At 52.8% G+C, this 23,057-nt stretch carries 17 protein-coding genes; 4 read left to right on the top strand and 13 right to left on the bottom strand.

The window, feature by feature from the left end:
- Window positions 1-492: 492 nt before the first annotated feature.
- On the bottom strand, window positions 493-5,475 hold the full coding sequence (locus tag HJG54_RS27670) for an eIF2A-related protein (RefSeq protein ID WP_316432461.1): 4,983 nt from the start codon (window positions 5,473-5,475) through the stop codon (window positions 493-495).
- 611 nt (window positions 5,476-6,086) lie between these two features.
- Between HJG54_RS27670 and HJG54_RS27665 the strand changes: the two genes are divergently transcribed.
- A complete protein-coding gene (locus HJG54_RS27665; protein WP_316432460.1) occupies window positions 6,087-7,289 on the top strand; it encodes a class I SAM-dependent methyltransferase in 1,203 nt (400 codons plus the stop codon).
- A gap of 8 nt (window positions 7,290-7,297) precedes the next feature.
- Here the strand turns inward: HJG54_RS27665 and urtE are convergent, their stop codons facing one another.
- The 12 genes from urtE to rimI form a co-directional block, all read right to left on the bottom strand.
- On the bottom strand, window positions 7,298-8,050 hold the full coding sequence (urtE, locus tag HJG54_RS27660; protein WP_316432459.1) for an urea ABC transporter ATP-binding subunit UrtE: 753 nt from the start codon (window positions 8,048-8,050) through the stop codon (window positions 7,298-7,300).
- Between the two features lie 59 nt (window positions 8,051-8,109).
- On the bottom strand, window positions 8,110-8,991 hold the full coding sequence (gene urtD / locus HJG54_RS27655) for an urea ABC transporter ATP-binding protein UrtD (protein WP_316432458.1): 882 nt from the start codon (window positions 8,989-8,991) through the stop codon (window positions 8,110-8,112).
- Complete coding sequence (urtC, locus tag HJG54_RS27650) at window positions 8,966-10,138, bottom strand: urea ABC transporter permease subunit UrtC (RefSeq protein WP_316432456.1); 1,173 nt, start codon at window positions 10,136-10,138, stop codon at window positions 8,966-8,968. Before urtC ends, urtD begins: the two co-directional genes overlap by 26 nt.
- Before the next feature lie 37 nt (window positions 10,139-10,175).
- Complete coding sequence (urtB, locus tag HJG54_RS27645) at window positions 10,176-11,336, bottom strand: urea ABC transporter permease subunit UrtB (RefSeq protein ID WP_316432455.1); 1,161 nt, start codon at window positions 11,334-11,336, stop codon at window positions 10,176-10,178.
- Window positions 11,337-11,609: 273 nt separating this feature from the next.
- Complete coding sequence (urtA, locus tag HJG54_RS27640; RefSeq protein ID WP_316432453.1) at window positions 11,610-12,956, bottom strand: urea ABC transporter substrate-binding protein; 1,347 nt, start codon at window positions 12,954-12,956, stop codon at window positions 11,610-11,612.
- A gap of 132 nt (window positions 12,957-13,088) precedes the next feature.
- The gene (gene ureG, locus HJG54_RS27635) at window positions 13,089-13,736 is read right to left on the bottom strand and encodes an urease accessory protein UreG (RefSeq protein WP_316432451.1); all 648 of its coding nucleotides are present in this window, start codon (window positions 13,734-13,736) and stop codon (window positions 13,089-13,091) included.
- A gap of 78 nt (window positions 13,737-13,814) precedes the next feature.
- Window positions 13,815-14,345 carry a Uma2 family endonuclease gene (locus HJG54_RS27630; protein ID WP_316432450.1) on the bottom strand — a complete coding sequence of 177 codons (531 nt, stop codon included), beginning with the start codon at window positions 14,343-14,345 and terminating at the stop codon, window positions 13,815-13,817.
- Between the two features lie 142 nt (window positions 14,346-14,487).
- Window positions 14,488-15,162 (bottom strand): urease accessory protein UreF, encoded by a 675-nt coding sequence (locus HJG54_RS27625; RefSeq protein ID WP_316432449.1) that lies wholly within the window; start codon window positions 15,160-15,162, stop codon window positions 14,488-14,490.
- A gap of 1 nt (window position 15,163) precedes the next feature.
- On the bottom strand, window positions 15,164-15,715 hold the full coding sequence (locus HJG54_RS27620) for a Uma2 family endonuclease (protein WP_316432448.1): 552 nt from the start codon (window positions 15,713-15,715) through the stop codon (window positions 15,164-15,166).
- Between the two features lie 29 nt (window positions 15,716-15,744).
- Window positions 15,745-16,200 (bottom strand): urease accessory protein UreE, encoded by a 456-nt coding sequence (gene ureE, locus HJG54_RS27615; RefSeq protein ID WP_316432446.1) that lies wholly within the window; start codon window positions 16,198-16,200, stop codon window positions 15,745-15,747.
- A 111-nt stretch (window positions 16,201-16,311) separates the two neighbouring features.
- On the bottom strand, window positions 16,312-18,789 hold the full coding sequence (locus HJG54_RS27610) for an ATP-dependent Clp protease ATP-binding subunit (protein ID WP_316432445.1): 2,478 nt from the start codon (window positions 18,787-18,789) through the stop codon (window positions 16,312-16,314).
- 223 nt (window positions 18,790-19,012) lie between these two features.
- Window positions 19,013-19,636 (bottom strand): ribosomal protein S18-alanine N-acetyltransferase, encoded by a 624-nt coding sequence (gene rimI, locus HJG54_RS27605; RefSeq protein WP_316432444.1) that lies wholly within the window; start codon window positions 19,634-19,636, stop codon window positions 19,013-19,015.
- A gap of 173 nt (window positions 19,637-19,809) precedes the next feature.
- Here rimI and lysA point away from each other — a divergent pair, with 173 nt between their 5' ends.
- The 3 genes from lysA to uppS all read left to right on the top strand — a co-directional run bounded on the left by lysA (window position 19,810) and on the right by uppS (window position 23,041).
- Window positions 19,810-21,195, top strand: a complete 1,386-nt coding sequence (gene lysA / locus HJG54_RS27600) for a diaminopimelate decarboxylase (RefSeq protein ID WP_316432443.1) — start codon at window positions 19,810-19,812, stop codon at window positions 21,193-21,195.
- 194 nt (window positions 21,196-21,389) lie between these two features.
- Complete coding sequence (cdaA, locus tag HJG54_RS27595) at window positions 21,390-22,295, top strand: diadenylate cyclase CdaA (RefSeq protein WP_036000324.1); 906 nt, start codon at window positions 21,390-21,392, stop codon at window positions 22,293-22,295.
- Window positions 22,292-23,041 (top strand): polyprenyl diphosphate synthase, encoded by a 750-nt coding sequence (uppS, locus tag HJG54_RS27590; RefSeq protein ID WP_036000325.1) that lies wholly within the window; start codon window positions 22,292-22,294, stop codon window positions 23,039-23,041. Before cdaA ends, uppS begins: the two co-directional genes overlap by 4 nt.
- Window positions 23,042-23,057 lie beyond the last annotated feature (16 nt).

Below are 23,057 nucleotides of genomic sequence, written 5' to 3'. Positions count from 1 at the left end.
CTAGACTGGGGGTGATCCCCCTAAATCCCCCTTATGAAGCTTGGGAGTGATCCCCCTAAATCCCCCTTATGAAGGGGGACTTCAATCCCTGGTTGGTATGTGCTGCACACAGGCTTCGCCTCCGGTTCCCCCCTTCGTAAGGGGGGTTAGGGGGGATCTCAACAGGATTTGCGATCTATTCAGCCTGTTGAATCTTCTATCTGTAGCCCTATCAAAGGAAAATGGTATAAGTTCTAGCTTTGTGAATGACCTTTAACGATCATCAATTGTTTGTCGTGCCATTCCTGATAAATATCCAAATTAATTGAGTAGGGGCGAAGCACTTGCTAAATAGTTTGAAACAGTAAATACATCATCCTTTCCCAGACGGTCATTTAGATGACTAGATATAAATTTTCAGGTTATTGTATCATTTTTAATTTTCTCATCTCCTTTCATAAACTCGTTTTCCTTTAGGATTCTATTAATTTCGATATTATCGAAAATGCAACTTCAGTTCGTCTGCCGTAATTTAGCCAGCTCTGTTTCAGGAAAGGGATTTTCGCCAGCTCGCAGTTGCTCGACCCATCGGCGGCGCTGAGCTTTGGCATCATCATCCTGAATCGAACCCAGAGATGCTTGGAAATCTTCAATCGCTCCCGTTGGATTCCCACTGAGTGCTCTAGCAAGGCCACGGCTCGTCAGTACGGTCCCATCTTTAGGAGCCAAAGCAACCGCCTTTTCGCAAGCAACCATGACTAGAGCCGCCTGATTCGCTAAGCTCCCAAACCAGCAGAAGCGATTCCAGGTTTGGGCATCAGCAAAAATTGCCGCCGTTGGATTTAACCGCATTGCCTGTTTCAGTACCGTGATTGCCTGCCTTACCTCACCAGATTGAACCAGGCGTTCCGCTTGTTCTACCTTGGCTGGCACTGAAAGCAACTCGGCAACGGCCCGGATGTTTTGATCGTGTCTAGGCGTATCTGGATTGAGATCGGTATCGGGTTCCAGGGCTTGAATGCGTTGAAAAATCGGAACGGCGGCTTTCAGGTCTCCGGCTTCTGCTAAAGCTTTAGCCGTGGCAATCAAGCTAGGATGAACAGGCCGCTCCGGACAGGTTTTGCGATAATCGGTCAGAGGCCGCCCCACATACTGCTCCCATTCTTCAGCAGTTAGGTTGCGGTCGAGGCGCTGGCAGGCGATTTCCCGCAGGTTGGCGACTCGCCAGATCCGGGCTATCCCATCCCGACTCGCCGTTGCTAGGGACTGGTCATCTGGACTGAAGGCAACCGCGCTCACAGCCCGCTTGTGGTACATCAAGGCCACTTGCTGGCCACTCTTGGCGTCCCAGACTTGAGCAGTTTGGCCGCTAGCCGTCGCGATAAACTGACCATTGTTGCTATAGGCAATCGCCACCACCATTTTGCGATGACTCAGCTTCATCACTTCTCTGTTGGTGCTGACATTCCAGATGCGAGCCGTTCGGTCTCGACTAGCCGTCGCAATGAACTGGCCATCTGGACTAAAGGCTACTGCTGTAACTGGCTTTTTATGGTTTACTACGGCAATAGACTGGCCGCTCTTTACCTCCCAGACCCGCGCTGTGCCATCATCACCCGCTGTAGCAAGATACTGACCGTCGGGACTGTAAGCCACTGCCCTAACCGGTTTTTTGTGATGCATTTGAGTAACCTGCTCGCCGGTACTGACCTCCCAGACGTGGGCTGTGCCATCCCCAGATGCTGTGGCAAGATACTGACCGTCCGGGCTGTAGGCAATCCGAAAGAACCCGGCTTTATAGTCTATTACCGTCGTTTTTTGAGCACGCGCCACTTCCTGCTCGCCGCTAATTTGCCAAATTTGTGCCGTCTTTACCTGGTTACTAAAGTTAGCGATGGCAACCGATGCACCGTTGGGACTAAAAGCCGTACCCAGCACAGGTGCTTTACTGTTGATCTCCACTACCGAATGAGCGCTGCTGACCTCCCAGACGCGGGCCGTTTCGCCTCCTGCCGTGACAATAAACTTGCCATCTCGACTGTAGGCCAAATCGGTAACACCGGACTGGTGCTCCAGGCGCGTCACCTCTAGCTGGCTGCCCAGTCTCCAGGTTTGGGTTTTGCCGTCCCGACTGGTAGTCGTCAGTGCATCTCCACCCGCACTGTAGGCCAGATCCCATACTCCTGCACCGTGGCTAAGACGGGAAAGTTCTTTGCTGTTGGCAATCTCCCAGATTTGCACCATATCATTCTCGTCGCCAAACCCAGCCGTTGCCACAAACTCTCCATTTGGGCTAAACACAACTCGACTCACCGCCTGATCCTGATTTAGGTGAGCAATCCGGCGTTTGCTCTCGATCTCCCACACCTGCACCCCTTCCCGACTAGCCGTGGCAAGCTTACTGCCATCGGGGCTGTAGGTTACGTCTAGGACCGTATCCACCACTTCATAGTTGAACATGGCACTTGGAGTCACGGTTACCTCTTCAGTGGCGTTCTTGTTACGGCTAATTGACCATAGCCTAGCTGTAGGGCCACCTGCTGTTGCTAAGGATTGGCTATCTGGGCTGAAGACGATGCTATTGAGATTCGCGCCGTGCTCGATCTGGGCTACCGCTGTTTTACTGTTCACCTGCCAAAGCTGCGCTGTTTTGGCCTCTTTGTCGGCTGTAGCTAACCACTTCCCGTCTGGACTCAGGGCCAAGAGGTTCACTGGCTTTTCTACCTTGATGCGAGCAATCACTTGCTGCGTATTCAAATCCCAAATCTGCACGATGCCACTGCCTGCAACGATTAATCGTTGATTTGGGCTGGAGGCAACAGCGGTTATATCTCCTTCAGTATTCAGTTTGGCAATTTCTCGCCCGTTACTGATTTCTTTGATTTGAATTTGCTGCTTGCTGCTCTTTACTGATGTCGCCACGTATCTACCATTCGCACTCAAAAGCGCTCGCTCAACGTTCCCCAGATCCAGTGAATTGGGTTCTCGATACGCTAACGAACTCAAGCTATTCAGTAAGGCAGTTGTTCCTTCGGTCAAAATGGCAGAGTGGAGAGATTCCATGGCAACCAGCACACTTGTGGTCAATGGCTCGTTGCTTTCGCGAATTGCTTCTGATTGGGCCGCTAGCTCACGGGCGATACTCTTGCGGCTTTGGTCTTGGGCAATTCGTTGCTGATACGAAGCATAGAAACTAAACAGGGCCATGCCTGCAATCACCCCAATGCCCGTTATCCAGCGCACACGGCGATTTCTGCACTGCCGCTGCAGGCTGCGGTCAATGAATTCCGTTTCGATGGCGTTGAGCCAGTTGTCCGTTTGTGAGTTGCGAATTGCCTCGACCAAGGGCAGGCGGGGATCCCCGTTCCAGAGTAGGCCAACCGATTCTTTTTTGTGGCGCTCTGCGGCCCAGCGAGTCGCGTCGGGAGTCAGTTCGCGCTGCAACACTACATTTTGCAAATTGCGCTGCTTCCACTTCAATAACCGCTGCCAGCCCCGCACCAGCACATCATGGGCCGGTTCGACATAGGATTGGCCGTCGATATCGGTGCCGCTGACCAACAATCGGGCCGCTGCAAACTGTTGAATCACGGTTTGTACCCGCTTGTTTTCTGGCTCAGGATAGTCCAACTCTGAGGCTGGAACCTGTCGCCGCACCAACTCGCTGCCAGCAGCCACCATGCGCAGCAGTACGTTTCGGATCGTCACTGCATAAGCCGAGTCTTGTTTCACCAGTTTGTTGTATTCCTGATCGGCTCGCTGAGTCAGGGCACGGCTGACGCCCCCCAAATCGTGGTAGTCCTGGTGGGTAATCGCCCGCGGCACAATTGCCCCCGTCTTGGCGGCTTCGGCATAGCGGTTGGCGAGCTTCAGGTACAGTTCGTGCAGCGTAAAGGACAGCAGCGGCAAGCCTCCCGGCATTTGGGCCACTTCGTCAATCAACTGATCGACGAGGCGATGCGGCTCAAAATAGACCACCTTGGCACAGGCTGGCTTCTCGATAGCTTCCCGTAACTCTTCTCGCGTCATCGCCGGCACCACAAACCGAGCCTCTTTCCAGTAGGGTTCGAGGGCGGTATCGCAGAACTGGGGTTCAAAATCAGACCGCAACGTCAGGACCAAATGGAACTGGTGCGGATGAGCCACAATCGCGTCTATCAATAGCTGCAAAAACTGCTGCTGGGCGTCTTTGTCTTCACAGAGCGTCACCATCTCCTCGAACTGGTCGATCACCACCAGCAGATGGGTATGGGGATTTGCGCTGAACCAAGTGGCTAACCGCTGCGCGGGCGTCAGATGGCTTGGTCCGGCGGCTTCCGGATGGGCAATCGCCGGTAAGTTGACCGATTCCAGGGCCAGATTGAGCGCCTTAAAGGGAGAATCCCCCGGGCGAAACGGTGGCAAAACTGCCCAGATCGGCTGTCGTTCTGCCTGACGCAGATAGGGCAACAGACCCGCCTTCACCAAACTGGACTTACCCGACCCCGACGCCCCCAAAACCACGGTGAGAGAATGTTGCGCCACCATTTCGTAGAGTTTCTGGGTGAGGGCGGTGCGGCCAAAGAACAGATGGCTATGTTGCTCGTCAAAGGCTTCTAGGCCGCGGTAGGGATTTTTGGAGCCGTCTAAGGGGGGAGCGGGCGGCAGATTTAACTCGTGGCCTGGGGTGAGGAAAATATATTCGCCTTTGTCGTGCTTTTTCAGGCACCAGATACCGGGAGTTTGCCGTCCGTTCTGCTGATTGGTGGCTCCTTCAACCCGGTCGCGCAGATACAGGTATAGCTCAGTGGCCGTCATCACGCCATCGCCAGCCGGTTTGTCAGCCTGGGCGGGTGGATAGGCATCGGCCATGCCTGCTAGGGCATCGAGCAGAGCAACAGCGAAGGGAGAGTGCTGGGTGCGCTGGGCATCGGTGCCGCGATCATCTTTGAGCTGGAGCGAATCCCAGGCCGCTTGATCGTGAGAGGCGGAAGTAATCACCTGCCAAGCCGGGTCTTGAATAAAGCAGTCGTAGCGTTCTTTGTGGATTACCTCTCCTACCGGAAACAGCTTGCGCGTACTGGACCAGTGAAAGGCTCCGGCAAAGCAACAGTCCAAAATCACCAGGCAATGCCGACAGGGCAGTTCGCTCAAGGCGGCGGCCACTTTCTGCATCGGTAAATAGCTGGTGGAGTCTCCTAGCTTGGCATCCTGCGGAATCAGGTAGCCCTGGGGACCGTCATCATCTTTGTTAAGGGCAATCCCATGTCCGGCAAAATAGAACAGCAGTCGGTCGTCTTCGCTGAGCAGTTGGGGCAGCTTGGCTTGCAGCAATTCAATCAGATTCGCTTGGGTGGCTTGCTCGTCGAGCAGCAGCGTTGTCGTGTACTGATGCTCGGTTTCTAGCGCGTGAGCAATGGCTTTGGCATCGTTGACGGCAGTTTGCAGCGGGCTGATGCCATTTTGGTAGCTGCTAATACCAATTACCACCGCGTAACTAGTTTGAAACGAGGGCATGACGTTCTCCAACAGGGGCAAGGGCTGGGGGCTGGGTTAGGAGGAACTACAGCGATAGTTTCAGGAATCCCAAAAACTGCGGTGGAATTAAAATCGAATTTGTCAAATTTAAAGAATTTACAGAAAAGCTTGCGTTGAATTACGGTCAATCTGGTTTGGGAGACGTTGTAACACTCATTCAATACTACGTTTCGGGCATATTACGTTCACCCGATTGCCCGCACCATAATTTTGCATAGATTCCGTCAAGGATGATTAGTTCTGAGTGGGTGCCCTGCTCAACAATCTGAGCTTGATCCATCACATAAACACAATCAACTGTGGCGAATCGTGGACAGCCGATGGGCGACTGCAATCGTGGTTCGATTTTGGATAATCACCTGGAGGGATTTTATACAAAAATCCCACTGCTGTCTGCCACTGCTGCCTGCCACTGCTTTCGTTCACCCCAGCGCAATTCTGATCAGTCTACTGCTGCCAATTTGTGCTACAAACCAAGGAGACCCACTTGCTCCATCGCTACATCTGCTCCACAGCATGGCAAGATCAACCAAGTCCGAAAAAGTTTCTGAGGCAATATTTGCCAGAGCAAGTAGACGATTGGTATAACTATGGCCACCCAACCCCTCGCAACCGACAGCAACCCCGCACTCTGCCAGCTCATTGCCCAACAGATCGCCGCCAGCCCTGAGCAGCGCATCACCTTTGCTGAATTTATGGAGCTAGCGCTCTACCAGCCGCAGTATGGCTATTACGCCACCAATCGCGGCCAAGCAGGCATTCAGCGCGACTTTTTTACCTCGCCCCACCTCGGCTCCGACTTTGGCGAATTGCTGGCCGAGCAATTTGCTGACCTGTGGCACCAGCTTGGCTGCCCGCATCCCTTTATTCTGGTCGAAATGGGAGCCGGACAGGGGTTGCTGGTTCAAGATATCGTCCACTATTTGCATCGCCATCAGTTTGAATGCTTTGCGGCTCTGGAATACTGGATCATCGAAAAGTCGCCGGCTCTGATTGTAGCGCAGCAGCAGCGGTTGCGGTCTTTGACTGACTCTTGGGGTAAGCTGGTTTGGCATAGCTGGGAGGAGATTCCGTCGAATTCGATTGTTGGCTGCTGTTTCTCGAATGAGTTAGTCGATGCCTTGCCGGTGCATTTAGTTGAAGTGACGGAAGGGAACCTGCAAGAAGTCTATGTGGCGCTAGATTCCAAAAATCAAATCCGAGAAGTAATTGCCCCCCTCTCCACTCGGCAAATCGAGGACTACTTCCGACTGATCGATATTGACTTACTCTCCGACCGCTATCCCCAACCCTATCGCACTGAGGTGAATTTGGCGGCACTGGACTGGCTCAGCACCGTTGCTGATCGGCTACAGCGTGGCTACCTGCTGACCATCGACTATGGCTACCCGGCGCATCGTTACTATAGTCCTACCCGCGATCAGGGCACGCTGCAATGCTACACTCAGCACGCGCACCACAACGATCCCTATATTGCCATCGGCCAGCAGGACATTACGGCACATGTCAACTTCACAGCACTAGAACGGCAGGGTGAACAGTGCGGTTTACAAACCATTGGCTTTACACAGCAAGGGTTATTCCTGATGGCGCTGGGACTCGGCGAACGGCTGAATGCCCTCTCGAACCCAACTCCTGACCAAACGGTGCAAGAAATCCTGAAACGGCGGGAAACCCTCCATGCCCTGATCGATCCTACCGGACTGGGTAATTTTGGAGTATTAGTGCAAGCTAAGGGAGTTGATCCAAGCCAGTCGCTAAAAGGACTGACGGTGCCGCCGCTATTTGGCTGATGGAGCAATTACACCGCCAGGAAGCGCTGGATCACTTCCCTACTGAGTTCGCTGGTGGGGCCAGAAGCGACGATGCCGCCTTTTTGCATGGCGTAGTAGCGATCGGCTTGGCGAACAAAGTGCAGGTGTTGTTCCACCAAAAGCACCGAAATGCCAGTGGTAGCCACGATGCGTCGTATCGCCGATTCAATATCGAGAATAATCGAGGGCTGAATGCCTTCGGTGGGTTCATCGAGGACCAGAAGCTGCGGTTGGCCCATGATGGCACGAGCAATCGCGAGTTGCTGCTGTTGTCCACCGCTGAGGTCGCCGCCCATCCGCCACAGCATATCCTTCAGGACCGGGAATAGCTCAAAAATCTCTTCGGGAATTGCCTGGGTATTGCGGGGTCGTTCGGCTCTGGCTTCGTAGCCCAGCAGCAGGTTTTCTTTCACGGTCAGACGGGGAATCACTTCTCGGCCCTGGGGCACATAGCCAATGCCCAAGCGCGCCCGCTGATCGGGAGTTTTGCTGAGAATGGATTGCCCAGAGAAAACGATATTGCCGCTGCGGGGCTTCAGCAGACCCATGATCGTTTTTAGCAGCGTGGTTTTGCCGACGCCGTTCCGTCCGATTAAACAAACCATCTCGCCTTTGGGAACACTCAAGTCTACATTGCGGAGAATATGGCTCTCACCGTAATAGACATTCAGATCGGAAACTTGCAGCATCAACGGTGTTTCAGCGGCAGCAGGATCGAGCGTAGTAGCAGTTTGAACCATGAGTAGGGCAATAGAGAGCAATAGAGAAATGGCAAAAGAGATGATAAACAGAATAGTGGCTAATACACCTGATCCGGTTCCCCAATTTCTTGGAGGGCAGCGGATGACAGATCGGTATGGATCTGATCCGGCTCCCCAATTTCTTGCAGAGCGGCAGTTGTTAAATCAATAGGGACATCTTCATGCGTGTCGTGATCAATCTCCTGACCGAGGTATACCTCAATCACGCGCGGATTCGTTTGGACGACATCGAAGGGACCTTCGCAGAGCACCGAACCTTGGTGCAGCACCGTCACCGTTCCCTGGGCAATCTGACGCACAAACTCCATGTCATGTTCGATCACAATAATCGAATGGCTTTCGGCTAAGGAAACCAACAGTTCTCCGGTGCGTTCGGTTTCTTCGTCGGTGAGGCCCGCCACCGGTTCATCCACTAACAGCAAATCGGGGGATTGCGCCACCAGCATGCCGATTTCTAACCACTGCTTTTCCCCATGCGAGAGCAGATTGGCTTTCATATCAGCTTTGTGGGATAGGCCAATCGTCTCTAGCAGACCCGAAACCGTGCGGCGTTCGGCCGTGGGTGTCCTTTTGAACAGCGTTGTAAACACATTCTTGACCCGATTACAGGCCAATTCCAAATTCTCGCGGGGAGACAGGTTGAGATAGACCCTAGGCGTCTGGAACTTGCGGCCAATTCCCATGCGGGCAATCTGGTCTTCCGAATAGGGGCGCAGATTTTTGCCTTTGAAAAAGACCTGCCCTTCGGTGGGTTTGGTTTTGCCGGTGATGATATCGAGGAACGTGGTTTTACCGGCTCCGTTGGGGCCAATGATGACGCGCAGTTCACCGGTATTGAGGCTGAAGTTGAGGTTGTTGAGTGCTTTGAAACCGTCAAAGCTAACGGTTAGGTCCTTAATCTCCAAGATTTTTTCGTTCATAGTCAACCTCAGGATCTTCCTCCAAACTGGGATAGGTGGCAATTTGCTTCCGGCCTGTCAAATTTCGTACTAGATTTTTGCCCTCGGTGCGTAGCCAGCCGATGATGCCATCCGGTAAAAACATCACCACCAGCAAAAACAAGCCACCCTGGAAAAATAGCCAGATATCAGGAAATCTTGCGCTCAGTAAGCTTTTGGCGAAATTGACCACTAGCGTTCCCAGAATTGCGCCAATCAACGTAGCTCGACCACCCACCGCCACCCAAATTACCATTTCAATCGAAAAGGCAATATTCATTGAGTTGGGCGAAATAATGCCCGTTTGGATCGTGAACAATGCGCCAGCCAGACCTGCTAATGCTCCAGAAATGGCAAATACCAAAACCTTGAAGCCAGTTGGATCATAGCCCGTAAACCGCACCCGGCTTTCATCGTCTCGGATTGCCATCAATAAGCGACCAAACCGTCCGCTAGTCAGCCAACGACAGAGCGCATAGGCCAGCACCAGGAAAATAATGGTTAGTACATAAAAAACAAACTGCGTTCCGGGCGAATTCACCCTAGCGCCAAACAGGGTTTGAAAATCGGTTAAACCGTTGGTACCGTTAAACAGCTTCTGCTGACCGTTGAAGAAGTTGAAGAAGATAATCGTGGCAGCCTGCGTCAGGATGGAAAAATAAACGCCGCGAATCCGGTTGCGGAAAATTACATAGCCCAACAAACCCGCTAAAATTCCTGGAATCAGAAAGACCGCCAAGGCCGAAAACGGAAAGGAATAGAACGGTTTCCAAAACCAGGGCAGTTCGGTCACTCCATACAGACTCATGAACTCCGGCAACTGACTGCTGGCCGTGGGCGGAATTTGCAGCTTCAGGTGCATAGCGAGGGCATAGCCGCCTAAGGTGAAGAAAATGCCGTGTCCTAAACTCAATAAACCCGTAAATCCCCAAATTAGGTCAATGCCCAGTGCCACAATCGCCAACGCCAAAAAGCGGCCCAAATTGACTAACCAAAAATCGGACAACAGCAACGGGACAATCAGCACTAAAAATAACGCAATTGCCAGAACAATGCCCGCCTCGATCAACAGCGCCCGCCGCTTCGAACTAATTGTGTTGCTTCGTTCAACAGCTACATCAACTGCCATGTCATCTCATCCCACAACTCAGCGCGCAAAACTAAACTCAAGCGTCCACCGCTCGTCCTTTCTGTGGGAACAAACCAGCAGGACGGAACTGTAGAAAGACTACGATTAGGAAGAACACCATGACCTTGGCCATACTGGTGGTGGCAAAGAAGGTAAAGAAATTAGCCAGCGGCGGAATCGGCGCAAACAGTAACGCTAGAATTCCGGTTCCAATGATGTAGTCTGTAATTCCAATCGCTAGCGCTCCGACGATTGTGCCTACCAACTTACCGACACCGCCGACGACTACAACCATGAAGGTGTTCACGATGTAGTTCTGCCCCGTATTCGGACCGACCGATCCCAGCAAGCTCACCGCACAGCCCGCAATCCCAGCTAGCCCAGATCCCAGCGCAAAGGTCAGAGCATCCACCTTCTTCGTGGGAATCCCCAAACAGGCGCTCATATTGCGATTCTGCGTCACCGAGCGAATCCGTAAGCCCCAGGGTGTTTTGTTGAGGAACCAGTAGATACCTAAAACACACAACACCGTTAACACCATGATGAACATGCGCGTGTAGGGCAACTGGTAATTACCAAGCGGCAATCCGCCTAGCAGCCATTTTGGTGCTGTCACATCGACGTTTTGCGCACCGAACCAGGGCTTTGTCACTGCTAACCCATAGGCATTGCTCAAGAATGACCCTATGACAAGCGAGATTGCAGCCGACAGCGGCAGTAGAATGGCAATTCCCAAGCTGCGAATTCGCTCAAAGTCAAGCCGGCGTTGCAGCAACCACAGGCCACCGAAAAACAGCAAGCAAAACAGCACCAGTCCAATGATCATCACCCAATTGACGCTGCGAACGAACTGCTGCAAGATCAGGCTGACGCCCCAGGTTGCCAATAGGGTTTCTAGCGGTCGCCCGTAGAGGTAGCGAATCACCCCTCGTTCGAGCGCCAGCCCAACCAGAGCCGCCACAATAAAGGCCGCAATCACCGCGAAGAAGATATAGAACTGCAACCAGGGATCGCCCAGCTTCTTAAAGCCGTTTTGCACCACAAAGGTGGTGTAGGCTCCCAGCATCATCAGTTCGCCGTGGGCCATATTGATCACACCCATCAAGCCGAACACGATCGCCAATCCCAAAGCCGCCAGCAGCAAAACCGAGCCGACGCTCAGCCCGTTAAAAATTCCGTCGAGAAGTCCAGTGAACAAGGGGGCGCTCCTTACAGGTGGCGAGGGCCGCTACCAAAGAGATACCGGCGCTCTCAATACTCTGTTAATAATCGCTATGGTGTACACATAAGCCCTTGCCGCCCAAGGACTAGAACACTGACAGAATCAACCTGTGTGTACACCGTAGGTTAATACTCGTTACTAACGAATTGAGGCTTATTCTAAGAGAGGCAAAGCGACTCAAAGCGTGCTCTAAATTACTGTTTCACACTTTTGCCTTGCCTCGGTTGTTAACCTTAAAAGGCTGTCAGTCTAACTTTCCTTGAACTTGCCAGGATTATCCACCCCAGTCCTTGTCCAGTCGCAGGCGAAGCCTTTGGTATCCGCCACAAACTGGTTCCAGGGAACGGGATCAACCGGAGCAGGCGTTTCGTAGACAATCTCAAACAGGCCATCATCGCGCACTTCGCCAATTCGCACGGTCTTGGAGATGTGATGGTTCGTGTTCATTGTCACCGGGCCTTCGGGGGCCGCAAACTTCTGACCATAGGCGGCTTCCCGCACTTTCTCTAGGCTAGAAGGCGTTCCGGCTTCGCCCGCTTTCTCAACCGCCTGCTTCCAGATATTGACTGAAATGTAGGCAGCTTCCATCGGGTCGTTGGTGACGCGGTCATCGCCAAACTTGGCTTTGAAAGCCTCAACATACTTCTGGTTCTCTGGGCTTTCCACCGTCATGAAGTAGTTCCAGGCCGCGAAGTGCCCTTTGAGGAACTCGGTACCGATCGCCTTGACTTCTTCTTCCGCGATACTGACCGACATGACTGGATACCGGTCTGGGGTCAGACCAGCACCCTGGAGTTGCTTGAAGAAGGCCACGTTGCTGTCGCCGTTCAGCGTATTGTAGATCACGCCGCCATTGGGCAGAGCCGAACGAATCTTGGCAATGATTGGGGTGACTTCGGTGCTGCCGAGCGGCAGGTAATCTTCACCCACAGTCTTGCCGCCTTTGGCTTCGAGCTGGGCTTTGATAATTGTGTTGGCGGTGCGGGGGAAGACATAGTCGGAACCAACCAGGTAGAAATCTTTGCCCTTTTCTTCCAGCAGCCAGTCTACCGAAGGCTCAATCTGCTGGTTGGGTGCGGCACCGGTGTAAAAGATGTTTTTGGAGCATTCCTGCCCTTCATACTGCACCGGGTAGAACAGCATGTGGTTCTTTTCTTCAAACACAGGTAAAACCGCCTTGCGGCTAGCCGAGGTCCAGCAGCCAAAGATCACTACGACCTGATCTTCATCGATCAGCTTTCTGGCTTTCTCTGCAAAGGTAGGCCAATCCGAAGCCCCATCTTCCTTGACCGCCTCGATTTGCTTACCGAGCAAACCGCCTGCCTTGTTGATTTCTTCGATTGCCAGTTCGGTAGAATCCACCACGCTCTTTTCCGAGATCGCCATCGTACCGCTGAGCGAGTGAAGGATACCCACTTTGATGGTATCCCCTCCAGCCGCTGCGGCTGGCGAATCCGCTGGAGAAGCATCGGCTGCGGGAGACTCGGAACCTGTACCCGTCGTGGTGCCACCAGCACAAGCCTTCAGCAGGATGCTCGTTCCTAACGTTGCAGAACCATATAGTAAAAACTTACGCCGACCAAATTGCCTAGTCATCGAATCTATTACTCCTGTTGGGGGGTTACGCATAGAGAAAACCCGCACTAAGCGATGGTATGTCCGGGTTTATCGAAAATTTGTATTCTAGTACACAATTCTCGATGGGGAGCATACTTTTTCCAGCGAGTTTTATTGCTCTGACAATCCCCTAGAGGAGGATATTGATGCAGGAACTGCATGGTTGCCCATATGTAAGCGGATTAGGTCAATCACTGTCTCCAATCCCTGCTTCGTTTTAAGATTTGTGAAAATGAATGGTTTGTCGCCCCGCATCCGGCGAGCATCTCGGTCCATCACCCCTAAATCAGCCCCCACTAACGGCGCTAGGTCGATCTTGTTGATTACTAGCAGATCGGATTTGGTGATCCCCGGTCCACCTTTGCGGGGAATTTTGTCACCCGCTGCCACATCGATCACATAAATGGTCAAATCCACCAGTTCGGGACTGAAGGTAGAAGCCAGATTGTCACCCCCGCTTTCCACAAAGATCAGGTCTAGATGACTAAACTGGCGTTCCAACTGTTCAATCGCCACTAGGTTAATCGAGGCATCTTCTCGAATTGCCGTATGGGGGCAGCCCCCGGTTTCCACACCCACAATTCGCTCGCGCTCCAACGCCTGACTCCGCACCAAAAACTGAGCGTCTTCTTGGGTATAGATGTCGTTGGTGACGACGGCAATCTCAAATTCATCCCGCAGCGCCTGACACAAAACATTCACCAACGCGGTCTTTCCCGATCCAACCGGACCCGCAATTCCCACTCGAAAGGTTTGCATGCTTTCACTCCACCAGTCGAACTCTGCTCTGCATTGTAGGGCGGAGAGGTGAGCATGAAAGATTTCCTTAGCATCTTGCTAGATTCTGTCCTCTAGCTTGGGGGCATTGGGCAGCTCAAACAGGCGACTGACCTTGAGGCGAAATTCTGGAATGACTGACTCTCCATCTAGCTCGTCGTCTGGCAGTAACCGCTGGAGCTTCAGGCCATCTTGCAAGCGATAGACATCCACCACCTGAATCGCTGGATGAATCACCCAAACCAGCCGCACGCCTGAGCGTTGATACTGCAAAATCTTTTGGTCGATTTCTGAGACATCATCGCCCTTGGATAACACTTCAACGGCCAGATCAGGCGCAAAATCGGCATTTTGGTCAATCCGAACCGGCAACCGCTCGCGGCTGACAAATGATAGATCGGGCAGGCAAGTTGGCTTCTGTCCGACAAAGCGATAGGTGGTTTGAGAATTACAGACGAGGCCCAAGCCCTTCTCCTCGACATACATATCGAGATAGCGCCCCAAGCGGATGCCAATTGCCCCATGCTCTAAACTTGGCATCTCCTGTAGTTCCTCGTCCTCATATTCAGCCAACGTCTCGGCCTGTGACATGACTACTCCTGCGCGTTTACTTTGATCCTGCATCAGGCGCGTCGTTTACTCAAGCGTAATCTAAGCGCGCGAAGGCACACACTGTTTGTGGAGCTGCGTTTGTGGAGCTGCAATTCTAACCACTGATTAACTGCGAAATTGATTAACTGCGAAATAGCCGGGAGTAGAGCGTTTCATGGTTCATGCTCGCTAGCGATACGCCCCAGCTACAGCATTCCAACTGGTCATCCTGAAGCTTGAGAACCTGTTGGCTGGTCTGAGCCAGGTGGGGTTGGAGGTTGAGTAACAGTCGCTGTCCCTGGGTTTGTCCTAGGGGAATCAGCCGCACGCCCGCGTTGATTAAATTAGCAGCCCAACTTTGCAGATACCCCAACACCGCTGAGGCCAGATCAATCTGCCAATGGGCTGCTGCGACCGCAAAGCTAATTGCAAAATTAATTGGCTCTGTAATCTGGTTGAACAGAGTCTGCGTTGCTGGTTCTAGATCACGCAATAGTCGGGAAAGAGATTGCCCCATCTGCCAGCTCTGTGCCCGCAGTTCGGTAGTGTCGCGCAAGGCAGACAGCCATTGGTTCCACTCGTTGAGACGGTCCAGATCGGAATTCAGTGCTGCATCATAGGCTCGCACCAGCACAGCGGCTTCAACCCGAATGGCTCCATAGCGTAATTCCTGCATCAGCCACTGTTCGAGTTGAGCGGCGGTTAGAATCGCTTGGGCTTGCACCAGCGTTTCGATGCCTTCTGAGTAGGTGTAGGCTCCTACCGGCAAGGCCGGACTGGCGAGTTGAAGTAAAGAAAGCAGAGAGGCCGTATTCATTTCATCCCAGTAGGCGGTTAACGGAAATTGAAATGTCTGGAAACGCCAGTGGGCAAATCTGAGGCTGAGTCCAGACCTGGTGCGAGAGATAGCCTGCCGGAGTCGGAGACCGGAATACGATCAGTTGCATGGTCCGCAAATTAATCACCCAATATTCTGGAATACCAACCGCTGCATAGATTTTGGCTTTGGCCTCTAAATCCTTGCTCAAACTAGAGTCAGAGTATTCAATCAGCCAAAAGATATTTTCTGGATAGGGATGATGGTCTAGATAGTCTGCTCCCAAGCGCTGGACAATGGCGATATCCGGCTGCGGTTCGGATTGATGTTGCCAGAGGGTAATGGGTTTGCCTTGGCGCACTTTTGCCCGCTCGCCCAGCAGGTAGATCAAATATTCTGCCGCCTCGTCGCTGTAGTAGGCATGGGGTTCGCCTTCCGGTGCCATCTCGACAATGTCTCCTGCTAACAATTCAACCCGCCGGTCCTGCAACAGTCCGACGGCGATCATCTGGTGGTAGTCAGCGATCGTCCATTTTGCTGTTGTGAATGCCATAGCGCGTTCTCCAATCAAACTCAACTCGGCTAGGAATGGACGTGGTGATGCTGAGATTGCCCATAAGCGCCACTTTCCGGCTCGAAGGGCAGAATCGCGGGCGCGACCTGGAGTCCCATTTGTTCCAGCATCGATTGCAGCACCGGATCGGGTGAGAGCCGCAGATAGGTTTCGGTCACCTCCAGCGGTACATGGCGATTTCCTAAATGATAGGCAGCTCTGAGCAAATCAAGCGGTGTTTTAGCCGTGACCACTAGCACGGGTTCCGGTTTGGCAATTACCCGCACCAAACAGCATTGATCCTCGGATTGCAGCAGATCGCCATGCCGCAGGACGGTGCCCCTCGGTAAGTGCAGGTAAACACCTTCTCCGGTTTCGGTTTCAAAATAGTGGCGCGAGCGGGTGCGTTCTTCGGCGGTGAGAGCCAGGGTATGCTGCACAGTAGCCGTAGGGTCAGGCGTCAGGCGGCGAGTTAGGGTCAGCATGGCGAAAAATGCAAAAGCAAAAACGGTGGCAACTAGTTAACACCAGACTACCACCGCTATTAGAACCGATTTTTCGTTACCGTTGACCGAAAGATGTGCTAGTTCAATCGCTTATTCAACCGCCTGGGGCAGCAGCTCCCGTGTTTGCTCGGCTCGGATTTGCACTTGCCCTTCTTCGCCAATGTCAACAATAGCCGTTTCGCCCGACTTGATCCGACCGGAAAGAATTTCCTCAGCTAAGGTATCCTCCAGCAGGCGCATAATCGCTCGACGCAGCGGACGGGCACCATAGCTGGGGTTATACCCTTCTTCCACCAAGCGGTCTTTGAACTTCTCGGTGACTTCCAGGGTAATGCCGTGCTGCTCTTGCAGGCGTCCGTAGACTTCCTTCAGTAGGATGTCGCCGATCTGCTTCACCTCTTCCTTGCTGAGCTGACGGAAGACAATGATCTCGTCGAGACGGTTGAGGAATTCTGGCCGGAAGTACTGCTTCAGTTCTTCGTTCACCAAGGAGCGAATCCGGGTGTACTGAGCATCGGCTGCATTCTCGGCAAAGTCGAAACCGAGGCCACCGCCGCCCTTCTCGATCACCTTAGAACCGATGTTGGAAGTCATGATCAGCAGCGTGTTCTTGAAGTCTACCGTGCGGCCCTTGGCGTCGGTCAAACGACCATCTTCCAGGATTTGCAGCAGCATGTTGAACACATCGGGGTGAGCTTTTTCGATTTCGTCGAATAGCACCACCGTGTAGGGCCGCCGCCGCACTGCTTCAGTAAGCTGACCGCCTTCGTTGTAGCCGACATAGCCCGGAGGCGAACCGATCAGCTTGGATACCGTATGGCGCTCCATAAATTCCGACATATCCAGCCGGATCATGGCTTCCTCAGAGCCAAAGAAGTAGGCAGCCAGCGACTTCGCCAATTCTGTCTTACCAACGCCGGTGGGACCGGAGAAGATAAAGCTGGCAATTGGCCGGTTGGGGTTCTTCAGACCAACGCGAGCACGCCGGATGGCGCGAGAAATCGCTTTGACGGCTTCTTCCTGACCCACCATGCGCTGATGCAGGGTGTCTTCCATGTGCAGCAGCTTTTCGGATTCAGACTCGGTGAGCTTATTGACCGGAATTCCCGTCCAAGAGGCGACGATTTGGGCAATGTCGTCCTCACCCACAACCGGGGAGTCATCGCCACTTTCGCTGGAATCCGAGGTTTTCTTGTTCTGAGCAATCGCCCGGATCTCGGCCTTGATTTCCATTTCCCGATCGCGCAGTTCACCGGCTCGGTCAAAGTCTTGTGAACGAACCGCATCGTCTTTTTCCTTCAGAACCTGACGCAGTTCCTTATCAAGCTCCTTGGCCGCAGGCGGCAACTGGGAGTTGATCAACCGCACGCGAGAACCCGCTTCATCGATCAGGTCGATGGCCTTATCCGGCAGATAGCGGTCAGAAATATAGCGATCCGAGAGCTTGGCGGCAGCTTCCAGGGCTTCATCGGAAATTTTCAGCTTATGGTGCTGCTCATAGCGATCGCGCAGACCATGCAGAATTTCGATCGTTTCGGCCACTGTCGGTTCACCCACCATCACCGGCTGGAAGCGGCGTTCCAGAGCGGCATCCCGCTCGATGTGTTTACGGTATTCATCGAGGGTAGTCGCACCAATACACTGGAGTTCACCCCGTGCTAAAGCCGGCTTGAGGATGTTGGCCGCATCAATTGCGCCTTCAGCGGCACCGGCTCCAATCAGAGTGTGTACCTCGTCGATCACCAGGATGACGTTTCCGGCTTGGCGGATCTCATCCATGATTTTCTTCAAGCGCTCTTCAAATTCACCGCGATACTTGGTGCCAGCAACTAGCAAACCGATATCCAGGGTGACGACCCGCTTTTCTTCTAGAATGTCGGGCACATCCCCGTTAGAAATGCGCTGGGCTAAGCCTTCGGCAATGGCCGTTTTACCAACTCCAGGCTCACCGATCAGCACCGGATTGTTTTTAGTTCTACGACCCAGAATCTGAATCACCCGCTCAATCTCTTTCTGGCGGCCCACGACTGGATCGAGCTTACCTTCCGCGGCCATTTGGGTCAGGTTTGAGCCAAATTCATCGAGCGTGGGAGTCTTGGTGCGACCCTGACTACCTCCCGCAGACACTTCCGCCGTCTCACCCAGCATCCGAATGACTTGCGTTCTGACCTTAGAGAGATCGACACCCAGGTTTTCTAGCACCCTAGCCGCGACCCCTTCCCCTTCACGGATCAAACCAAGCAGCAAGTGTTCCGTGCCAATGTAGTTGTGTCCGAGCTGGCGTGCCTCTTCCAAGGACAGCTCCAACACCCGCTTAGCTCGTGGTGTGAAGGGAATCTCAACGGCAACAAAGCCAGACCCCCGACCGATAATTTTTTCGACCTCAATCCGGGCATCTTTAAGGTTGACACCCATAGATTTCAGCACTTTGGCGGCGACGCCGGTCCCTTCTCCAATCAGACCCAGGAGGATCTGCTCTGTACCGACAAAATTATGTCCCAGGCGACGAGCTTCTTCCTGGGCAAGCATAATCACCTTAATAGCTTTCTCTGTGAAGCGTTCAAACATGGCGTTCCTTTATCACCTGGTGCGAACCGGTACGCTGATTTTAGCATAGGAAAATCCTCAAGCTGTCAGGATTGGACAGCAGGAATCAGGTAGGGATCTCCGAAAGTAAGCCGCAGATCGTTGCTAAATCAGCGTTGAATTAAAAATTTGGGGATCAAGGAACGATGGTGGAATCACACGATAAACTCCCGAAGGGAAATTCTGCGAAAAAAGTAAGCCCACGTCAAGAGGCTGGAGAAAATTTAACCTGAGAGGGATACCAATCGGTATCTGGAAATGCAGACAAGTGCCATCCTGCCTGCTGCAACCGCTGGCTCACTTGCTGCCGCCATTGCTGAAGCGCCACCTGAAACTCCGGACGCTGTAAACCTTTACGCCAGAGGATCAGCGCGTCTTCGCCGGTGTCCTGGTAGTAGCTGCGCCGCTGCCCGACGGCTTCAAAGCCAAATTTCTGGTAGAGCGCAATCGCCGTTTGGTTGGATATCCGTACCTCTAGTGTTGCCCATTCCAGCCCTCTACGCCAAGCCAAAACCAGCAGGGTGTACAGCAGAAGCTGACCCAGCCCTTGCTTTCGATAGGCAGGATCGACCGCAAGCAGGGTGATGTGAGCTTCATCGGCAATCGCCCAGGTGCAAGCTAAGCCAATCAGAGGCTTACCATTATCTAAACTGCCCTCAGATAGTCCGGGAGCATCAACTGACTGTAAGACGAGCAAATCACTGTTGGGACTGTCGATTTCCCGCTGATATCCGGCCTTGGTCCATAAACCGCCAAGGCAACGTTGATCCAGTTCCACGGCTTCTGGCAGATGGGTGATGGTGAGTGGCTGGAGCGCTAGAAATTTCACAAAAGCCGCAAAATCGAATCAGGATGCACAGCCCTCAATTGTACACTGGTTATAGATGAGGAATTTGGCGCATTCGCGTTCAATTATTCATTCGTCACTCTTTTTCACGCTTGATTGAGTAGCAACTTTATCAATAGCAACATCTAGCAACTTCTCAAGGATCAGCAATACGAATGGTATCGACTCCTGCAACAGCGGCGGCTTCAGGTCGCCAATACTTGCCTGTTCTCAACACCGAAAATCCTTCGCCGAATCAATATCTGCTGCCGCTAACCACTCGCGTAAACGGTCAAAATCATTTGGAGATTGGCGGTTGTGATGTGCCAGCCCTGGTGCAGCGCTTTGGTACTCCATTGTACATCCTGGACGAGGCGACCCTGCGCACAGCTTGTCGCCAGTACCGGCAAGCATTTCAGACCTACTATCCAGGGGAATCGCTGGTGATTTACGCCTCGAAAGCCTGGAACTGTTTGGCCGTTTGCGCCATTGTTGCCTCTGAGGGATTGGGCATCGATGTGGTTTCGGGCGGTGAGCTATTCACGGCTCTGCATGCAGGCATGAACCCAAAGACGATGTACTTCCACGGCAACAACAAGTCAGTCGAAGAGCTGAAGTTTGCCATCGATACGGGCTGCACGATTGTGGTAGACAACTGGCTAGAGCTACAAACTCTAGCTGAAATGCAGCAGCCAGTCCGGATTATGCTACGCCTAACTCCCGGCATTGAGTGCCACACCCACGAATATATTCGCACTGGCCATCTCGACAGCAAGTTTGGCTTTGACCCCGACCAGCTCGACCAGGTATTTAACTACGTCAGCCAACAGTCAGCGCTAGAATGCATTGGCCTCCATGCCCACATTGGCTCGCAGATTTTTGAACTTCAACCTCACCAGGACTTGACCGCTGTGATGGTGCAATGGTTGGGCAAAGCGGCTCAGTATGGTCTGCCCGTACAGGAACTCGACATTGGCGGTGGTCTAGGCATCCGCTATACCGAAGCCGACGATCCGCCCAGCATTGATGAATGGGTCAAGGTGATCTGCGACGGCATCGTGCGCGCCTGTCAAGCCCAAAATCTGCCGTTACCTAAACTCATAGCCGAGCCGGGACGTTCGCTGATTGGTTCGGCCTGCGTCACCGCCTACACAGTTGGCAGCCACAAGGTGATTCCGGATATTCGGACCTATGTTGCGGTGGATGGCGGTATGTCAGACAATCCCCGTCCGATCACCTACCAATCGGTGTATCGCACGCTAGTTGCCAACCGGATGTCTGAACCCTTGACTCAAACCGTCACCGTAGCCGGTAAGCACTGCGAATCGGGCGACATTGTGATCAAACAAGCCCAACTTCCCGAAACCCAACCCGGCGATGTGCTGGTAGTAATGGCAACCGGAGCCTACAACTATAGTATGGCCTCCAACTACAATCGCTTGCCGCGTCCGGCGGCGGTGCTGGTCAACGCTGGGGAAGCCAGCCTGATTCTGCAACGCGAAACCTACCAAGACTTGATTCGTCAAGACTGCCTGCCGGAACGACTACAGCAAGAGCCGTAGCTTTGAGTTTTGAGTTTTGAGTTTTGAGTTTTAAGTGTTGAGTTCTAAATTCTGAATCGGATTAGGTTACAAACTATGTGCTGAGTACAGGCTACGCCACTACAACTCAAAACTCAAAACTTAAAACTCAAAACTTTATTCAAGGCTTTCTAGTTTCAGTTAGTTATTTAGCAAGGTTCACCAACGTCGCTCACATGGGATCTCAGTTAAAGCAATGGCTGATAAACCTTGGCTGGACTTGGTCCTTGCTGCCCGGTGTGATCGATGTTGGCTTAGTGCTGCTGCTGGCCTACATGATTCTGGTGATCATTGGCGAGCGGCGCACCCTGTGGATGGTCAGGGGGTTAATTATATTGATGCTGGCCTCGGCTCTTAGCAGTGCCCTAGGGTTGAGGTTTCTCAGTTTTGTGCTGGAAAAGCTGGTAATCGGTTCAGCGGTGGCGATGGCGCTAATCCTCCAGGCCGAATTTCGCCGGTTACTCGAACAAATTGGACGCGGTGAGATCCTCCAGTTGTTTCGCCCCTCTCAAGAGGCCGTCCCGAAGCCCGACAGCGTGATTGATGAAATCGTTGATGCAGTTAAGGAACTCTCTCAGAACCGGACCGGAGCTTTACTAATTCTTGAAACCGATCGCCCGATTGATGAACGAGATTTTTCGGTTCCGGGTGTTAGATTGAATGCTGAAGTTTCTAAGGAACTACTGCAAACCATTTTTCAGACCACTACTTTGTTGCATGATGGAGCAGTCCTGATTCGCGGTTCTAGAGTGATCGCAGCAGGGGTAATTTTGCCGATTTCCGAACGGACGGCCTCCCGTCAACTGGGAACGCGCCATCGGGCAGCAATGGGCATCACCGAACGAGTCGAAAATTGCGTTTGCGTTGTTGTATCTGAAGAAACCGGGTCCATTTCGCTCGCTGAGCGGGGTACCCTACATAGACCGCTGACCAGCAGCAAACTCAAAGACATGCTAAGAGAGCGGTTTTCTCCATCTGTGGAACGAGAAGTTGTCTTGGGTCGCCAACTCGGTGCCCGCACGGCTGCTCTACTCGCCCGTTTATTTCAATCTAAATCATCGGCTTCTAGAGAGAAAAAATGACAGTTAACCCCACCCTCCTCCGAGAATTACCGGCTGACTTGAAACGGGAACGATTACCCAGGCATGTCGCTGTAATTATGGACGGCAATGGTCGCTGGGCCAAACAGCGTGGTCTGCCTCGGATTATGGGCCATCGCCGCGGTGTCGATGCACTGAAAGATATTCTACGCTGCTGTAAAGATTGGGGCATTCAGGCGCTGACAGCCTATGCCTTCTCAACTGAGAACTGGGGCCGACCCGCTGAGGAAGTTGATTTTTTGATGACGCTGTTTGAACGGGTGTTGCGGCAAGAGCTGCGCGAAATGATGGAAGAGGATGTCCAGATCCGGTTTGTCGGCAATCTGCATGCCCTGCCTCGTTCACTGCAAAAAGAAATTGAATACTCGATGGAACAAACCCGCCAGAACCGCAGTATTCAGTTCACCATTGCCACCAATTATGGTGGTCGCCAAGAAATCATTCAAGCCTGTCGTTCCATTGCAACTCAAGTGCAGCAGGGCCTACTACAACCCGATGAAATCGACGAAGCCTTGTTTGAGCACCATCTGTATACGGCTGGGATTTCCGAGCTGGATCTGATGATTCGCACTAGCGGCGAAATGCGCATCAGCAACTTCCTGCTCTGGCAGGTAGCCTACGCTGAACTCTACGTTACTGATACGTTGTGGCCCGACTTCAACCGAGCCGAGTTTCACCAAGCCCTCTCGTCCTACCAACAGCGCGAGCGTCGTTTCGGTAAGGTTTGATAGCACTCGAAACTGT

This window comes from Leptolyngbya sp. NK1-12, assembly GCF_032598965.1.
Lineage (GTDB): Bacteria > Cyanobacteriota > Cyanobacteriia > Elainellales > Elainellaceae > Elainella.
This window is presented reverse-complemented; position numbering and strand designations above follow the sequence as displayed.

What these genes read in the sequence shown, in the direction of transcription:
- urtA (WP_316432453.1), bottom strand. Translation starts at nt 12,956, where the DNA reads ATGACTAGGCAATTTGGTCGGCGTAAGTTTTTACTATATGGTTCTGCA.
- HJG54_RS27625 (WP_316432449.1), bottom strand. Translation starts at nt 15,162, where the DNA reads ATGAATACGGCCTCTCTGCTTTCTTTACTTCAACTCGCCAGTCCGGCC.
- ureE (WP_316432446.1), bottom strand. Translation starts at nt 16,200, where the DNA reads ATGCTGACCCTAACTCGCCGCCTGACGCCTGACCCTACGGCTACTGTG.
- urtE (WP_316432459.1), bottom strand. Translation starts at nt 8,050, where the DNA reads ATGGTTCAAACTGCTACTACGCTCGATCCTGCTGCCGCTGAAACACCG.
- HJG54_RS27665 (WP_316432460.1), top strand. Translation starts at nt 6,087, where the DNA reads ATGGCCACCCAACCCCTCGCAACCGACAGCAACCCCGCACTCTGCCAG.
- urtC (WP_316432456.1), bottom strand. Translation starts at nt 10,138, where the DNA reads ATGGCAGTTGATGTAGCTGTTGAACGAAGCAACACAATTAGTTCGAAG.
- urtD (WP_316432458.1), bottom strand. Translation starts at nt 8,991, where the DNA reads ATGAACGAAAAAATCTTGGAGATTAAGGACCTAACCGTTAGCTTTGAC.
- cdaA (WP_036000324.1), top strand. Translation starts at nt 21,390, where the DNA reads ATGGGATCTCAGTTAAAGCAATGGCTGATAAACCTTGGCTGGACTTGG.
- lysA (WP_316432443.1), top strand. Translation starts at nt 19,810, where the DNA reads ATGGTATCGACTCCTGCAACAGCGGCGGCTTCAGGTCGCCAATACTTG.
- HJG54_RS27620 (WP_316432448.1), bottom strand. Translation starts at nt 15,715, where the DNA reads ATGGCATTCACAACAGCAAAATGGACGATCGCTGACTACCACCAGATG.
- HJG54_RS27610 (WP_316432445.1), bottom strand. Translation starts at nt 18,789, where the DNA reads ATGTTTGAACGCTTCACAGAGAAAGCTATTAAGGTGATTATGCTTGCC.
- ureG (WP_316432451.1), bottom strand. Translation starts at nt 13,736, where the DNA reads ATGCAAACCTTTCGAGTGGGAATTGCGGGTCCGGTTGGATCGGGAAAG.
- HJG54_RS27630 (WP_316432450.1), bottom strand. Translation starts at nt 14,345, where the DNA reads ATGTCACAGGCCGAGACGTTGGCTGAATATGAGGACGAGGAACTACAG.
- HJG54_RS27670 (WP_316432461.1), bottom strand. Translation starts at nt 5,475, where the DNA reads ATGCCCTCGTTTCAAACTAGTTACGCGGTGGTAATTGGTATTAGCAGC.
- uppS (WP_036000325.1), top strand. Translation starts at nt 22,292, where the DNA reads ATGACAGTTAACCCCACCCTCCTCCGAGAATTACCGGCTGACTTGAAA.